Source organism: Pseudomonas sp. RC10 (assembly GCF_038397775.1).
In the GTDB taxonomy this organism is placed as follows: Bacteria; Pseudomonadota; Gammaproteobacteria; order Pseudomonadales; family Pseudomonadaceae; genus Aquipseudomonas; species Aquipseudomonas bambusae.
This window is the reverse complement of the sequence record NZ_CP151650.1, coordinates 3486882-3502802: the sequence shown is the minus strand read 5'-3', so window position 1 is coordinate 3502802 and position 15921 is coordinate 3486882. Positions and strand designations below refer to the sequence as shown.

The following is a 15921-nucleotide window of genomic DNA, read 5'->3' as shown; positions in this document are numbered from 1 at the left end:
ACAGGACACCTCTTTCATGACCGACACATCGTTTGCCCGGCACGCCTCGTCGAACCCTTCAGCCTCAGAGCGCAACGTCACCGCCCCTGCCCGCCCGGCCCAGGTCATTCGCAGTGAACGCGAAGCGGTGGAGACGGCTGAACGGCTGGCCGCCGTGTTCAGGTTGAACGCTCAACGCCGTGACGTCGAGCGCCAGCTGCCGTGGCAGGAGCTGGACGACTTCGCCCACAGCGGGTTGTTGGCGATTCGCGTGCCCAAGGCGTTTGGCGGTGCCGAGGTGTCGTACCGGACGCTGACCGAAGTGGTGGCGATCATCGGCGAGGCCGACGCCTCCATTGGCCAACTGATGCTGAGCATCATTCTGGCGTGCAGCGTGATCGAGGCGGTGGGCCGTCCGGAGCAGCAGGCGTTGTTCTTCGGCAAGATTCTGGAGGGCTATCGCTGGGGCAACGGCCATGCCGAGGGCGGCAGCTTGCCCGCGGGCACCACACGCACGCAGATCACCCGTGAAGGCGATCACTATCGGGTCAACGGGTCCAAGGCGTATTCCACCGGGGCGCTGTTTTCCCAGCTGATTTCCGTGGGCTGCGTGGACGAGAACGGCCAGTCGAAAACCGCTGTGCTGGACCGCTACGCACCGGGCCTGAGCATCATTGACGACTGGGACGGCTTCGGCCAGCGCACCACCGCCAGCGGCACCCTGCTGCTGGATAACGTGCGCGTCGAACACAGTCACGTGCTCGACACCGAACAGGGCAAAGTCAGCGCCAACACCTACGGCATTCCCGATCTGTTTCACAGCGCGCTGGACCTGGGCATCGCGAGGGCAGCGTTTCGCGACACGCTGGATTACGTGCGTGAACACGCCAGGCCCTATGCGCGCACCGGGGTCACCGCCGTCGCCGAAGACCCGTACGTGCTGGAAATCATCGGCGACCTGCACACGCGGATTCACGCCGGAGAAGCGGTGCTGGAAAAAGCGGCGGCGTTGTTCGACCGGGTGACAGCGGAGCAAGGGCCGGGGCCGTCGATTCAGGTCTCGTCGGCGCTGGCCACCGCGAAAATCCTCACCACCGAAGCGGCCTTGCTGGCCAGCAACAAACTGTTCCAGCTCGGCGGCGCCAGCTCCACCCGCCTCGAATATGGCTACGACCGCCACTGGCGCAATGCACGCACCCACACCGTCCACGACCCGGTGGCGTGGAAATTCAATTTGATCGGGAAGTTTCAGTTGTTGGGGCGGTGACTGTGGGAGCGAATTCATTCGCGAAGTCGGTACAGGTGATACATCTCCAACGCCTGAACCCTTTTCGCGAATGAATTCGCTCCCACAGTAAGGAACTGCCCCAAGGGTTGGATGGGTGTCCAATTTCTTCGGGGCAGTTCAGGACCGCCCCATCCCGGACGCCCGCAGCTACAACCGTTAACACCCAAAACCCTGCCAGGCCCAACCGGCCAGCGTCGACTCACTCCTGCACACACAGCGAAGAATGCAGAAGCAACACCAGGCACATACCCATGTCTTCACTCCCGTCCAGACGCCATACCCTTGGCGTGGTTCTTTCCGTCGGCGCCGCCAGTCTCGCGCCGTTCGATACCGCCAACGCTGAAACCGAATACGAAAAGGAACGCCTCGAAACCGTGGTCGTGACCGGCTCCAGGGTCGAGACCACGGCGCTCAAGGCCCTCGCTCCCGTGCAGCTGATCAAGGGCGATGCGTTGCGCGCCACCGGGGCCAGCGATTTGCGGCGGGCGCTGTCCCAAGTGGCGCCGTCCTATATCAACATCAACAGCAACGGCGGCGCCCTGTCGAAAAACGTGGGCGGCTCCTCTTTGCGCGGGCTGTCCGGGAATCAGGTGCTGGTGCTGGTCAACGGCAAACGGCGCCACGGTACGTCGATGATCAACAACAGCGGCGGCGCGACCTTGGGTTCATCGGCCGCAGACCTTGGCCTGATCCCGATTTCGGCCGTGGAACGGGTCGAAGTGCTGACCGATGGCGCAGCGGCGCAATACGGTTCGGACGCGATTGCCGGGGTGATCAACGTCATCCTCAAATCCGCCTCATCCGGGGGCTCGGCGGACGTCTCCTACGGCGAGTACAACCACGAGGTTTCGAAAGTCGGCAACCTCGGCGACGCCGGTGCCACTTACACCGGCGGCCTGAACTCCGGTTTCGCACTGGGTGAAAACGGCGGCTTCGCCAACTTCAGCCTGTCGTACCTGAAAACCGGTGACAGCCACACCGTCGGCCCGTGGAAGCAGCCGAGCCAGTCCATCTGGCAGATTTACGCCTCGCCCAACGACCCTCGCGAAGCCACGGCCAACCGCAACGTGCCGGAAAACTACGAGGTGGTGCCGATTCAGGAGAGCACCAGTTTCGCCTACAACATCGGCCTGCCGCTGAACGACAACCTGGCGCTGTATTCCTTCGCCACCTACGCCCCGCGCACCTCCGAGGCCAAGGGCTCGTTCCGCTCCGAAACCAACGCCACGTCGAACGTCATCACCACGCCGGGCGGCTACAGCTCGCGTTTGCAAACCAAGGAAGAAGACCTGCAACTCAACGTGGGCATCAAGGCCGAGGACATCCTGGGCTGGAGTTGGGACGCGGGCGTGAGCTACGGCCAGAACCGCGCCGACATCAACATCCTCAACACCACCAACCCCTCGTTCGGCGCGCTGCTGCCCTTGCAGAACATGCACGCCGGAGACCTGACATTCAGCGAGAGCATTTTGTCGCTGAGCGGACAACGTGCCTTCGACACCGGATTGTTTGCGGCACCGCTGAACGTGACCATCGGCACCGAATACCGCTACGACCAACTGGAACTCGGCCCCGGCGAGTACTACTCCTACGCGGGCGGCGGTTACCGCTACCCCAACGATTACCCGGCGGTGAACCTGCGGGGCAAGCTGGCCGGCGCCGGTTCGGCGTTTCTCACCGGTTTCAGTCCACAATTCGCCTTCAATGAAGCACGGCACAACACCGCGTATTACGTCGACCTGGCGCAAAAGCTCACGGACAAATGGGACACCGGGCTGGCGGTGCGTTACGAGGATTACTCGGACTTCGGTTCGGCGGTCGCGGGCAAGTTCTCCAACCGCTACCAGTTCAATGACCAGGTCGCGGTGCGGGGCACGTTGAGCAACGGTTTCCGCGCGCCGTCACTCGCGGAGCAGAACTACCAGAGTGCGACGGTGCAGCCGGTCAACGACCCGATCACCAACACCTCGTACATTTCGTACTACTACGACACCCTGCGCCCGGACTCACCGGCCGCTCAGGCACTGGGTGCGAAGAAGCTCAAGCCGGAGAAGTCCACCAACGTCAGTTTCGGCCTGGTCTTCACCCCGACCGATCGCCTGTCGGCGTCGGTCGACGTGTACCAGATCGACATCCGCGACCGCATCTTCCTCACGGGGGCCTTCAACGGGTTCAACAACGCAGCGGTAGCACAAGCGCTGACCAGTGCCGGGCTGACCAGCCAGCAGCAGGTGCGCTATTTCACCAACTTCGGCGACACCCAGACCCGCGGCATCGAGTTCAAGCTCGACTACGACGCCGACTACGAGCGTTACGGCCGGGCCCATTGGGCGTTGTCCTATGCGCGCAACAAGAACGAGGTGAAAAGCGTCGACGACCCTGCCGTGCTGAGCAACGCCGGACTGAGCCTGCTGGACCGCGAGCGCATCACCCTGCTCGAAGAAGCATTGCCGCAGAACATCGTGCGGGCGGCGCTGGACTGGCAACTGGGCAAGGTTCAGGTGCAGTTGACCGAGCACTACTACTCGAAGACCCGCGCCGTGAACAACGTCCTGAACCGGTCGCAAGACTCGACCACCAGCGACGCGTTCATCACCGACGCCGCCATCAGCTACCTGGTGACCGACAACATCAAGGCCACGCTCGGCGCCAACAACCTGTTCAACAAACGCCCCCCGAACCAGCCCGACACCCTCGCCTCCACCATCAACCACGAAGACCCGTACGCCAACCGCAACACGCCGTACGGGATCGGGGGCGGTTTCTACTACGCGCGGGTGAGTTATGACTGGTGAGGATAGGCGCAGGCCCTAACCCCCTGTAGGAGCGCGCTTGCCCGCGAATGGCCAGTCCAGACGACACCTGTGCACCGAGACAGCCACTCTCTCGCGGGCAAGCGCGCTCCTACGCCCTTCGGGCAGAAGCAAGCATGGACTCACCCGATCAATCGAGAAAAAAGGAACATCCACATGGTCACCCGCCGCACCTTCCTCGGCTATTCCCTGGCCTCCACCGCCGCCTATGGCCTGCTCGGCCAGCGCTTCGCCTTCGGCAACAGCCCCGGCGGCACGCTGATCATTGCGCAAAACCCTGAGCCGACCTTACTCACCACCGGCCTGACCACCGCGCCGGCCACGCAGCTCATCTCGCCGAAGATTTTCGACGGCCTGCTGTACCTCAGCCCCGACAACGGTCCGCAACCGCAACTCGCCGAAAGCTGGACATTCAGCGCGGACGGCTTGCAGGTCACGTTCAAGCTGCGCCCCGGTGTGCTGTGGCATGACGGCAAGCCATTCACGTCGGAAGACGTCGCGTTTTCCGTGCTACAAGTCTGGAAGAAATACAGTTCCCGAGGCCGCTCTGCGTTCCCCAACGTGCAAAGCGTGGACAGCCCCGATCCGCTGACCTCGGTCTGGCACCTGTCGAAACCCACGCCTTATCTGCTCAGCGCCTTGAACGCCCGCGACTCGCAAGTGTTGCCCCGTCACCTTTATGAAGGCACCGACATCCTCAACAACCCGGCCAACACCGCGCCGATCGGCACCGGTCCGTTCAAGGTCAAGGAATGGGTGCGCGGCAATTACCTGACCCTTGAACGCAACCCCGCGTACTGGCAGTCCGGCAAACCGCTGCTGGATCAGGTGGTCTATCGCTTCATGGCCGACCCGTCTTCGGTGTCAGCGGCGCTGGAAACCGGCGCGGTGCACGTGGCCTATGCCGACACCCTGTCGAACAGCGAAATCAAGCGCCTGAAAACCAACCCTGCACTGACCATCGTTGATCGCCTGAACACGTATGGCGGCACCGGCATCATGGCCCTGGAGTTCAACCTGCAACGGCCGGAATTCCAGGACCTGCGGGTGCGTCAGGCCTTCGCCCACGCCATCGATAAGGAGTTCATCCTCAAGAACATCCTGCTCGGACAAGGCACCACCGCCGACTCACCGATCCCTAAAAACTTTCCGCAGTTCTACAGCGCCGACGTGCCGCAGTACCCCTTCGACCTGAAGCGCGCCGAGGCCTTGCTTGAAGCCGCGGGTCTGAAGAAAGACAAGGACGGCGTGCGCCTGCGCATCAAGAACGACCCGAGTCCGTCCGCCGTGTATCAGCAGACGGCCAATTTCCTGCGCAGCACCTTCGCGAAAATCGGCGTGAAGCTGGAGATTCGCAATCAGGATTACGCCCAGTTCATAGACCGGGTGTATGGCCGATACGACTTCGACACCAACCTGTCCCCCGCGTCCACGGCCCCGGACCCGGCCATCGGCCTGCAACGCTTCTACTGGTCGAAGAACATTCAGTCCGGGGTGGCCTATTCCAACGCGACCCATTACGTGAACGCCGAGGTCGATGGCCTGCTGGAACAGGCTCAAGTGGACAACGACCCGACGCATCGCTGGGACTTGTACCACCAGGTGCAGAACAAGGTGCTGGAAGACTTGCCGAGGATTCCAATCATCTCCACCGAGGACGCCCTGCTCGCCCGCAGCAACGTGCAGAACCTGACCGATTCCACGGGTGGTGGGTTCATTGGCAATCTGTCCGGGGTGCGTCTGGGCTAGCGCGTGGGTTCAGCGCGGCACCAGTAACCGCAGGGCATGGGCCTTGACCAGCAGCTCCAGCAATTGCCGCAGATCGCCCGGCGTGATCTTCGGCAACTGTTCGCTCAGTTGGCGCAGATTGAACGCAGTTGGGCGTTGATTGATCCACGCCAATGCGGGGAGCAACGCGACGGGGATTTCCGTGTCGAGGGTCACGCGTTCACGCCAGTCCTGATCCAACGCACGGACTTCGATGCGCGCTCTGCCGGATACTGTGGTTTGCCATGAGAGCTGCGAAGTCGGGACGTTCAACAGGTCGCTGTTTTCCACGGAAGGGCCTGTGCTCCAACTGAGGATCGGGGTTTCGGCGCCCTCGCTGAGACGCTGGGCCAATTCCCCTAACAGCGGTTTCAACGCTTTCTCATGGGCCGCTCGGTCACCGTAAACCGGCGCACGCCATCGCGAGTCGCCCAGCAGCCACGGTTTGAGCCAGCTTAGCAATGCGTCGGCCAGCACCGGCGGGCGAATGACAATGCTCAGGGACAGCGACGGCTCCCGGGCTTCGGTTCTGTGCCAGGTGCCTCGCGGCAGGTACAGCACCGAGCCGGGGGCCATGTCGTGGGTGATGAACGCAGCGTCATCGGGGGCTGGAAAGCCTTCACGCGCCTGTTCGTAGAGGTTCTCCACGGCCACCATCTCCGGCCCGAATTGCGCGCCGTAGGGGTGCTCGATCTGGGTCATGGGCGCGACGTGAAAGGTCTTGTGGCCGAGCAACTGGATCGATATCACCTCCTCCGCGTCGTAATGGCAAGACACGCCATCGTCGCCCGGTGAAGCGAACGCACTCAAGCGAGCGCTGCCGGGAGTGACGCCGAGTTCATTTTCAAGTTGACGCAGGAACGCGGCCGAACCTGGAACGCTGCCCGCCACGTCTTGAAAAAACACCGTCAGGCCCAGTTGCAGCAGGCTGGCGGCGTTGACGTGGCTGTCGAAGGTTTTGGGCGAGCGCAGGCCGCGTCCAAATGACAGGCGCCCCCGGTAGCGGTCGGCCAGTTGTTCGAGGTTACTGAGGACGGGGTGCCTGAAGAGATCGGGCAAGCGCTGGAGATCACCATGATCGACCCGCACCCTGGACGGAAAGCTACTCCCGTCGAAAGTCGCACCCGTCTCGCCGAATAACTGATCCAGCAAACGGCGCTCAGGCATGACGGGCGACAGCAGCACGAACCAGCGGAATCACATCGCGGCCAAACGTCAGGGTGTCCGGAACCGGGTCGAAACCGCGAATCAGGAATTTGCTGACCCCGATCTTGTGGTACTCCAACAGCGCGTCGGCGACCTGCTGCGGCGTCCCGACCAGCGCCGTGGAATTGCCATGGGCACCGGTCACGGCGGCGAACTCGGTCCACAGCCGCTGATCCAGTACCGCACCTTGCGCCGCTGCATCGCGCAACCGTTGCGAACCGACGTTCTGGTGCAGGACCGGTGCGGCCGGATACTTGGCTTTGGCAGCGGCCAGCAACTCGCGACTGCGGGCCCAGGCGGCGTCTTCGGTGTCGGCCACCAGAGGCCGGAACGCCAGCAGAAACTGGATCTGATCCTCACGGCCATAACGGGCCGCCGCCTTGCGCACGTTGGCGATAGTTTCGGCGGTCTGGGCCAAGGATTCGCCCCACAGCGCGTAGACCTCGGCGTGCTGGCCAGCAACGTCGAACGCGGCCTGGGACGAGCCGCCGAAGAAGATCGGCACCCCGCTGTCGCGCCAGGGTTTGACGTTCGACAGTGCCCCCTTGACCCGGTAATAGTCGCCCTGGTGGTCGAACGGCTGATCGCTGTGCCAGACCTTTTTCACCACGTTCAGGTACTCGGCGGTGCGGGCGTAGCGTTCGTCGTGGGCAAGGAAATCACCGTCGCGCTGTTGATCGACGTCGGTGCCGCCGCTGATGACGTGCACGGCGAGACGGCCTTCGCTGAACTGGTCAAGCGTCGCCAGTTGCCGTGCTGCCACCGTGGGCGCGACGAAACCGGGGCGGTGGGCCAGCATCACGCCCAACCGTTCGGTGTTGTGCAGCACGTAGGCGGCGATCTGGTTGTTGTCAGGCCAGGTGGCGAAACTGCCGATGAGCAAACGGTCAAAGCCGTTGGCCTCGGCGGTGTGGGCCATGTGTTTGATGTACGCCTTGTCGATGACCGGACCACTGGCCTCGATCACCTCCGCACCGCTGCGGCTGCTGGTATGCCCGATGAATTCGAGGCTCATGGTGTGCTCCTGATAGTAGAAATGTGGCGTCTATGCGGGCCTCTTCGCGAATAAATTCGCTCCCACAGGGGGATCGTGGTTTGACGCATCAATCGGTGCGCCGCTGCACCCTGTAGGAGTGAGCTTGCTCGCGATGAGGCCGGTACATCCGATGCTATTTCGGTGCCTGTCACGGCGTCTTCGCGAGCAAGCTCACTCCTACAGAGAGGCCGATGTCTGTCTCGTGAAACAGCGCGCCGCTGAACCTGTAGGAGTGAGCTTGCCCGCGATGAGGCCGGTACATCCGATGCTATTTCGGTGCCTGTCACGGCGTCTTCGTGAGCAAGCTCACGCCTATAGAAAGGCCGATGTCTGTCTCACAAAACAGCGCGCCGCCAAACCTGTAGGAGTGAGCTTGCTCGCGATGAAGCCGTTACAGCCCAAGCTAATTTCGGCGCCTGTCACGCCGTCTTCGCGAGCAAGCTCACTCCTACAGGTATTCCGCCGAATTCGGATGAAGTGCCGTGACGCGCGTTACACCCGCAACCCCGCTTCTTTCAACAACGGCAAGATCCGTTCGCCAAAATGTTTGAGGTCCACGGCAAAGTCGTGGAAGTTCAGCTGTACGCCATCGATCCCCGCTGCTTTCAACGCCACCAATTGCTCGACCACCTGCTCCGGTGTGCCGACGATTTCGATGTTGCCACCCAGCCCCAGTCCGGTGTTGCGCGAGCCGTCTGCACGACCGCGCCAGGCGTGGGCGTCGCTGGCGTAGGCTTTGTGGTTGCCGAACGCGCCGGGAACTTTGTTGCCGACGATCCCTTCCAGGTAGTCGCGGGTTTCTGCCTCGGTGTCGCGGCTGACGATGATCGGGTTAATGATGGTCCTGACCTCACGCCCGAACTGCCGCGCACGGGCCTTGATCTTCTGCACGTGGGCCGGGATGTCTTCCAGCGTTTCGCGAATGCCGGAGCCCGACGAATTGGTGATGAAAATCAGGTCCGACTGACTCGTCGCAAAATCGATCCCCGCCTCCGACCCCGTGGCTGTCACCAGCACCGGGCGCCCGTACAGCGGCTTCGGCGTGATGTAACCGTCCTTGATCTTCCAGCCGTGCGCGCCTTCGTAGCTGAAATTCTCGGTGCTGCTCCACAGCGTGTTCAGTACGTCGAACAACTCACCCGCCAGTTGATAACGCTGGTCGTGCTCGATCTGCGGGCGACCGAACATTTCATGCTCCACCGGACGATGCCCGGTGACGATGTTGATGCCCCAGCGGCCCTTCGCGATGTGGTCCAGGGTCGCGCCGTATTTGGCGATGTGCAGCGGGTGCAACGGGCCGTACAACACGTGAATGGTCGAGACCAACAGGATGCTTTTGGTCACCGCCGCCATCGCACCGAGGGCAATGAACGAGTCCAGCGACGCCTCACCGTCATACCCGCCTTTCGGCAACCACTGAGTCCGGCTGAACGCCAGTTCGAAGCCCAGTGCTTCGGCCTGCTGGACGATTTGCGTGTTGTAGTCGAACGTCCAGGTGTTGGACGTCGGGTGATTGGTCAGGCGAATGTCCTGCATGTTGAGGAACACGCCCAGCAGCAGCGGTTGTTTGAGCGCCTGGCTGAGCGGGCTGTCGGGGTAATCGGTCGGCGCGGGAAAGGCCGAGCGTTCGAATGTCGGGTTGTGCTGTGCTTGAGCCATTTCGGTTTCCTTTTTCCAGGTGATTGAAAGGCCGGGCCACGGGACCGGATGCGGTCGCGTGGCCCTGTCGGGTTACCAGAAATAATCGAGTCGGGCGTAGTAGTAGCCGCCGTCCACGCCGTACGGGGAGTACCAGCTGTAGGCCGGGTTATCGACCGGGAACAGGTAGAACTGCTTGGCCTGTTGCGAGAGCTGCTCGGGCCGTTTATTGAAGATGTTCAAGCCACCCACCGACACCTTGAAGCTGTCGCTGATGTTGTAGCCAACGTCCAGGTCGGTGATGAACGCGGGCTTGATCTTCTCGTCGCGATTTTCGGCGTAGTAGCTCTTGCCGGTGACCGCCGAGTAGCGGGTTTCCTTGAGCGAGACCTCGAAATCATCGATGTACCAAGTGTGTTGCAGTGCAGTCTTGTTCTTCGGAAACGCGGTCTCCAGGTTGCCCTGCTTGTCACGCCCGAGGACCGACACGCCGGTGCCTGCCAGGGAATCCGGTTCGTTGATGCTGCGAATCTGCTGCAACTGCTGGGTGCTGGTCAGCGTCCACTTGCCACGGCCCCACGGCCCGTAATCGACGCGGTAGTCGCCGACCAGGTCGATGCCTCGGGTGCGGGTGTCGGCCAGGTTGCCGTAATACGAGACGGCCTGGTTGGTGCTCAGCCCGGCCGCGTTCAACAGGGCGGCAACGTTCGGATCGTTCAGGCCACTGAGGGAGCTGGTTTGCAGAATGCGGTCCTTGATGTCGATCTGGTAGAAGTCCACCGACAGGTCGAGGTCTTTCGACGGCGTGGCGACGAAACCGATGCTGTAGTTCTGCGACTTCTCAGGCTTGAGTTTCTTCGACCCCAAGGCCGCTGCTGTCGCCGAGCCCGGCACCGCGTAGTTGGTGACCTGCTGTTGCAACTGGCCGGTGATCGGGCTGACGCCCCAGGCCGAGGTGCTGGACGAGAAATGCTGTTGTTGCAACGAAGGCGCACGGAAGCCGTTGTTCACCGTGCCGCGCACCGCGAAGGTCGGCGTCAGTTGGTAGCGGGTGGACAGCTTGCCGCTGGTGGTGTCGCCCACGTCGCTGTAATGCTCGTAACGACCGGCCAGGCTCAGCTCCCATTTGTCGGTGACTTTCTGGGTGAAGTCGACGTAGCCCGCGGTGTTGCTGCGATCCCAACTGCCCTCCGCCGCCGGACTGAACCCGCCCCAGCCCGCCGAGCCGGAATTCGGACGCTTGCCCGCGTTCGGCGAGCCGACCGGGTACACGTAGCCGCCGTCGGCGTAAGACTGGAACTCGCCTTTGCGAATCTGATAACTGTCGACGCGGTATTCGATACCGCTCGCGACCCTGAGGGGGTCCTTGAACAGCCCGGTGTCAAAGGCACGGGTGATGTCGAGGTTGTTGGTCCACTGACTGAAGATCGCTTCACCGTTGTCAAAGTCGGTCTTGCTCGCCGGGCCGAACGAGGCGTTGAGCGAATCGTCGTTGTGCAGGTGCAGATCGTTACGACCCCAACTGCTCGACAGGTCCCAATCCCAGCCCAACACGTCCTTGCCCTTGAGGCCGAACACGCTCTGCACGTCATCCTCAACGGAGCGGAACTTGGGCTGGAAACCGTCCGGGTAGATTTCCGGAACGTTCTGCGCCGACACCGCGGTGCGGAAGGTGCCGAAGCCAGTGGAGTCACGGTGGCTGAAGGTCGAGAAGGAATAGAAGTCGAGGTCGTCGTTCAGCGGCAGGTCGAGGTTGTACGAAGTGTTGTAGGTCTGCACCCGAGGCTGACCCATGGTCTGCCGGTAGCGGCTTTCGCCGTACTCGCGGGGGTCATTGCCGGCGTAGATCTTGGTGCGATCCGGCACGGCGCCGGCGGCGTTGCTGGTTTCCTGAATCTTGATGTCGGCGCTGAGGTTGAAGAAGCCGTCGTTCGGCAATTCAAAACCCTGGTTGGCGGAGGTCTGGCCGGTGGCGCCGTAGAAACCCTTGTGGCCTTCCCGCTGGCCGTACTGGCCGTAAATCGCCGAGGCCTGGCCGCCGGACTTGTTGCTCTTCAGGATGATGTTGATCACCCCGGCGATGGCGTCCGACCCATATTGCGCCGCCGCGCCGTCACGCAGCACTTCGATGTGGTCCACCGCGCTGATCGGGATCAGGTCCAGGTCCACCGGCGACTGACCGTTGGAGGTGGCGGACGACTGGTGGAAAATCTGTGCGGTGTTGTGACGGCGCTTGCCGTTGACCAGCACCAGCACGGCGTTACCGCCCAAGCCGCGCAGGGTCGCCGATTTCACGGCGATCCCGGTGGCGCCAGTGAAACCCGCGTCGTTGGTGTAGGACGGCACCTGCGCGGCCAAGGCATCGCGCAGGTTCTGCTTGCCGGAGCGCGCCAGGTCATCGGCGCTTATCACGTCGATGGGCGCCAGGCTTTGAGCGACCGTGCGTTTCTCGGCCCGCGAGCCGGTCACGACCACGGTTTCCAGTGCGTCCTCACCTTTACCCGATTGCGCGGAGTTTTTCGGAGCGGTGTCATCGGCGAACACGGCCGCGCTGCCACACAGCGTCATCACGCCAATGGACACCATCAACGCGAGCGGTGAGCGTGGGGTATTGATACGAGCATTCATGGGACTACCTGCAAAAAATCAATTTATTGCTGGCGTGGTGGACGTTCCTGGCCATCTAACAAGGATTGTGAAAAGCGGTACCTGGTGGGGTCTTGCGCGTGGAGGTTCTGATGAACTCTGATTGTATAAGGGGGCGGACGAATCCCTGTCCTGTTGACACTAAAAGACCAACCCTTCCCGCAGGTGAGTGGTCGTTTCATTCACATAATAATCACCGACGACTCGGGCTTTGTGCAGCAGCGGGTTGTGATTCAATACGGTGCGTATATTGCGCCAGTGACGATCAAAGTTATATTTGCGCGACGTGGCCGACCCGCCGCCTACTTCAAAGATGATCTCAGCCGAACGCAACGCTAGTTTGGCGACCACGACTTGCATCTGTGCATTACTGATCGATCCGTTGATTAATTGCTGATCCAGTGTTGCTGTAGCAACAGCCACTGTTTCTGCCGACGCAAGTTGCACGTCGGCCACTGCAAACAAACCCAATGAACTGTCGTTAAGTACACGTGCGGTATTGGCGATCAGTGCATCAACAGCGTAGGCATTGGCGGCGATCTCACCCACCACTTGCTGCACGAATTGATCGTCACGGGCGGTGTCTGCCGGGCTGTGCATGGCGGCGCGGGCCTGTTTGCGCACATACGCCACCGCGTCTTCACGAATGTTACGCACCACCCCGGCCGCGCAGGCCGCCAGATGCAGTTGGCGCAGGCTGGAGCAGTGGCGACCGACGTCCGCATTGTGGCTGCGGGTCTTGATTTCGTTGGGAAAGACTTCGACGTTGTCCAGCAGCACCCCGCCGCTGGCGGTCAGGCGTTGGCCCATGCCATCCCAGTCATCGAGCACATTGATGCCCGCGCGGTCGGCGGGCAACAGCACGCTGATCAGCTTGCCACTGTCATCGGTGGCGGAAAACGAGAGGAGGTCCGCGTAGGCCGAGCCCGTGGCGTACCACTTCTTGCCGTCGAGACGGTAGTGATCGCCCACCTGGGTGAGCCGCGTGAGGATGGTGCCCAGCGGCGCGCCGACCTCAGTGTGGGCCCCGGCGAACAGCTTGCCGTCGAGGATTTTGGCGATGTAATCACGCTTTTCAGCCGTGTCCGGGCTGTGAATGACTGCTTCGCTGAAATTGAAATGCGAGCGCAGCGCGTGAGCGACGTTGGGGTCGGCACTGGCCAGGGTGGTGATGAATTCGATGTAGTCCTGCACGCTGCCGCCCGGCCCGCCCAACGCACGGGGCACTCGCAGCGCGCCGAGTCCGGCTTCACGAATCAGCGCAAAGGCGGCGAATGGCAGTTCACGCTCCAGGTCTCGACGGGAAGCCTCTTTGGCCACTTCTTCCACCAGCGCCGGAATCCGCCCCAGCAAACGCGACAGCGCATCAGCAGATGAAGGTTCATGCCGGAGTTGACCCGACTCAATGGAATGATTGAGTGCCACACGTGCCTCATTTAAACAATTTAAAGTAAGTGCACTGCCTGCAGGGGCAGCCCTATAACGTAGTTCGCGATGGGGCATGTATCCAAACTGACATCGCTGACAGGTGGCCGACAGTAATGTTCCCTCTTTCCTGCGTCAATCATCGACATGGAAAGTACGTATATCGTTTTTATCTATGCTTAGAGTGTCTGTTTGCATAACGTTATGCTCCTTTCGTGCATTGACAAAGGTTATAAGCAAACCGTTAATAGCGCCGCACGAAATGGAATCCTTTAATGAAGATATGGCTGACCCTGAGCCGCGCACTTTGGCGCGCGCTGCTGCATACCTTGCCCACGATGTTGGGCATTCTTTTGATCAACTTTCTATTGTTGCAACTGGCTCCCGGCGATGCCGCCGATGTGATGGCGGGCGAATCCGGTTCAGCCACCCAAGAAAGCCTCGCGGCATTACGCAGCCAGTTCGGTCTGGACCAGTCGATCCCGGTGCAGCTCTGGCATTACCTGAGCAACCTGGCGCACCTGAACCTGGGCTACTCGCCTCGCTACGGCGCGACCGTGCAGGCGTTGATCACCCAACGCCTGGGCACCACCCTGACCCTGATGCTGCTGGCGCTGTTTTTCTCACTGTTATTCGGCGTGGCCCTCGGAATGCTCATGGCCCGGTGGCAAGGGCGCTGGCCGGATCGGGTGCTGTCGGTGTGCTCACAGTTCTTCTATTCCGTGCCGGGTTTCTGGATCGGCCTGATGCTGATCGTGGTGTTCTCGGTCAAGCTCGGCTGGCTGCCAACGGGCGGCGCAGGCACCATCGGCGCCGACCTGCACGGCTGGGCGGCTGTCGGCGATACCCTGCGTTTCATGGCCTTGCCGGCCAGTTCGCTGGCGTTGATCTACATCGCCATCTACGCCCGGCTGACCCGCGCCTCGATGCTCGAAGCCGGCGCCCAGGATTACGTGCGCACGGCGCAAGCCAAAGGCCTGTCGCCGTGGGTGATCACCTTCAAACACGTGCTGCGCAATGCCCTGCTGCCGATCACCACCATGGCCGGCCTGCACTTCGGCGGCATGCTCGGCGGTGCCGTGGTCATCGAAACGGTGTTCAGCCTGCCGGGGCTGGGGCGCCTGGCCTATGACGCGGTGATGGCCCGGGATTACAACGTGCTGCTGGGGATTCTGCTGATGTCCTCGCTGCTGGTGATCATCACCAACGTGCTGGTGGACCTGCTGCAAACCTGGCTTGATCCACGCATTCGGAGTCACCGATGAGCGCCCGCCGCAGCCCTGGGCTGCGCCGCTTTCTGCGCAATCCCACCGCATTGGCCGGTCTGGCCTTTCTGATGGTGATCACCCTGCTGGCGGTGTTCGCGCCGCTGATTTATCCCGGGGACCCGCTGGGCATGGAAGCCGACGCCTTGCTCTGGCCGGGGCAGGATTGGCATTACCCGTTGGGCACCGATGCGCTGGGGCGCGACGTCATGGCCGGGGTGGTCCATGGCGGGCGGGTGTCGTTACAAGTGGGCATCCTGGCCAGCCTGTTCGGCGTGCTGCTGGGCCTGAGCATTGGCGCGGTGGCCGGTTACTTCGGCGGCAAGCTGGATTACGGCCTGCAACGGCTGATCGAGATCTTCCAGACCATGCCCAGTTTCGTTCTGCTCGTTGCGCTGGTGGCCATCGCACAGCCCTCAGTGCCGACGCTGATCTTCGCCATCGGGGTGATTTCGTGGCCCACCGTCGCGCGACTGGTGCGCGCCGAAGTGCGCTCGATTCGGGAGCGCGAATACATCCTCGCCGCCCGCAGCGTGGGTTACAGCCACCTGCGCATTATTGCGCTGGAAGTGCTGCCCAACATCCTGCCGACGCTGATCGTCACCACGTCGATCATGGTCGCCTCGGCGGTACTGATGGAATCGGCGCTGTCGTTCATGGGCCTGGGCGATCCGAATCAGGTGAGCTGGGGCAGCATGATCGGCAGCGGCCGGGAGCAGATCCGCACCGCGTGGTACCTCACGGCGATTCCCGGTCTGGCGATCTTCCTGACCGTACTGGCTTTCAACCTGATCGGCGACGGCCTCACCGACGCGTTCAACCCTTCCCGCGACCGGGCCGCCCCATGAGCCCGTCGCT

General features: G+C 62.1%; 10 protein-coding genes. 5 read left to right on the top strand and 5 right to left on the bottom strand.

What is annotated here, in order from left to right; genetic code table 11:
* The first annotated feature begins 16 nt into the window (after positions 1-16).
* From AAEO81_RS16150 to AAEO81_RS16140, 3 genes are all read left to right on the top strand, one after another.
* A complete protein-coding gene (locus AAEO81_RS16150) occupies positions 17-1246 on the top strand; it encodes an SfnB family sulfur acquisition oxidoreductase (RefSeq protein WP_341957755.1) in 1230 nt (409 codons plus the stop codon).
* A 272-nt stretch (positions 1247-1518) separates the two neighbouring features.
* Positions 1519-4062: a TonB-dependent receptor gene (locus AAEO81_RS16145; RefSeq protein WP_341957754.1), complete on the top strand. Its 2544-nt coding sequence runs from the start codon at positions 1519-1521 to the stop codon at positions 4060-4062.
* Positions 4063-4236: 174 nt separating this feature from the next.
* Positions 4237-5829, top strand: coding sequence for an ABC transporter substrate-binding protein (locus AAEO81_RS16140; protein WP_341957752.1), 1593 nt, complete (start codon positions 4237-4239; stop codon positions 5827-5829).
* A gap of 9 nt (positions 5830-5838) precedes the next feature.
* Here the strand turns inward: AAEO81_RS16140 and AAEO81_RS16135 are convergent, their stop codons facing one another.
* The 5 genes from AAEO81_RS16135 to AAEO81_RS16115 all read right to left on the bottom strand — a co-directional run bounded on the left by AAEO81_RS16135 (position 5839) and on the right by AAEO81_RS16115 (position 13798).
* Positions 5839-7014, bottom strand: a complete 1176-nt coding sequence (locus AAEO81_RS16135; protein WP_341957750.1) for a cupin domain-containing protein — start codon at positions 7012-7014, stop codon at positions 5839-5841.
* The gene (locus AAEO81_RS16130) at positions 7007-8068 is read right to left on the bottom strand and encodes an LLM class flavin-dependent oxidoreductase (RefSeq protein ID WP_341957747.1); all 1062 of its coding nucleotides are present in this window, start codon (positions 8066-8068) and stop codon (positions 7007-7009) included. The genes AAEO81_RS16135 and AAEO81_RS16130 overlap by 8 nt, the downstream gene beginning before the upstream one ends.
* Positions 8069-8581: 513 nt before the next feature.
* The gene (locus AAEO81_RS16125) at positions 8582-9748 is read right to left on the bottom strand and encodes an LLM class flavin-dependent oxidoreductase (RefSeq protein ID WP_341957745.1); all 1167 of its coding nucleotides are present in this window, start codon (positions 9746-9748) and stop codon (positions 8582-8584) included.
* 72 nt (positions 9749-9820) lie between these two features.
* Complete coding sequence (locus AAEO81_RS16120) at positions 9821-12355, bottom strand: TonB-dependent receptor (protein WP_341957743.1); 2535 nt, start codon at positions 12353-12355, stop codon at positions 9821-9823.
* 159 nt (positions 12356-12514) lie between these two features.
* Positions 12515-13798: an acyl-CoA dehydrogenase family protein gene (locus AAEO81_RS16115; RefSeq protein ID WP_341957741.1), complete on the bottom strand. Its 1284-nt coding sequence runs from the start codon at positions 13796-13798 to the stop codon at positions 12515-12517.
* Positions 13799-14073: 275 nt separating this feature from the next.
* Here AAEO81_RS16115 and AAEO81_RS16110 point away from each other — a divergent pair, with 275 nt between their 5' ends.
* Positions 14074-15063 carry an ABC transporter permease gene (locus tag AAEO81_RS16110; RefSeq protein ID WP_341957739.1) on the top strand — a complete coding sequence of 330 codons (990 nt, stop codon included), beginning with the start codon at positions 14074-14076 and terminating at the stop codon, positions 15061-15063.
* Positions 15060-15911 carry an ABC transporter permease gene (locus AAEO81_RS16105; protein WP_341957737.1) on the top strand — a complete coding sequence of 284 codons (852 nt, stop codon included), beginning with the start codon at positions 15060-15062 and terminating at the stop codon, positions 15909-15911. The genes AAEO81_RS16110 and AAEO81_RS16105 overlap by 4 nt, the downstream gene beginning before the upstream one ends.
* Positions 15912-15921: the final 10 nt, after the last annotated feature.